Consider the following 829-nt stretch of genomic DNA (forward strand, 5'->3'; position numbering starts at 1 on the left):
AGGATCAGCTGAAGTCGATTTCCAGCTCCTCGTCCTTCTCCGGCGAAAACTGGCTGCAGGCGAAGATCAGCGATGGCGCCGGTAACCTGACCGATGTCACCAAGCAGGTTGTTGGTTCGTTCATCCGCGACGCTGGCGGCAATGTTTCCGTCAAGACGATCAATGTCGCACTGACCGCCGACACTGTCCTGTTCGATACCTCTTCGGGCACCGCCGCGAACAAGACCGGTATCCTTGATACCTTCGCATATTATTCCAAGTCCGGCACCTACGATCTCTTCAAACTGACTGCCGGTGCTACCGCCGCTACAGCAACGACCAAGGTCGTAGCAGCCGAGACCTATACTGAAGCGCAGCTGAAGGCGAGCGCCCTTGGAAATGGCGCTGCTGTCGCCGACTATGAAGTGATGGCAAACGGCCTGGCGGTCATCAAAAACGCAGCCGCAGGTTCCCCGATTGCCGCAACCGGCACATACCTTAAAGTCGGCGACGACAAGTATGTAAAAATCATCTCGGCAGCTGCTGGCGCTCCGGCCGCTTCCGACGGCCCAACGGCTCCGATCGTAAACACCTCGATTGGCTCTGTCGGCGGCGTCGCCGTATACCTCGATCAGGGCGCTGCAAGCACCGCAGACAAGCTTGCCTACTCCCTGACGTCGCTCGACATCACCAAGGATCTCGTCGGCCCGACCGGTGTGACCCAGACCGCCGAGCAGTCCCTCGACACCATGATCTCCTTCGTCGACAAGCAGCTCCAGAGCATGACATCCGCCGCTGCCGACCTCGGCTCGGTCAAGATGCGCATCGAACTGCAGGAAAACTTCGTCAA

At 58.9% G+C, this 829-nt stretch carries 1 pseudogene; it reads left to right on the forward strand.

What is annotated here, in order from left to right:
* Positions 1-829, forward strand: a pseudogene (locus DXT96_RS27035) (flagellar hook associated protein); the annotation flags it as partial.

The sequence above is a fragment of the Agrobacterium sp. ICMP 6402 genome, from assembly GCF_009498615.1.
Lineage (GTDB): Bacteria > Pseudomonadota > Alphaproteobacteria > Rhizobiales > Rhizobiaceae > Agrobacterium > Agrobacterium burrii.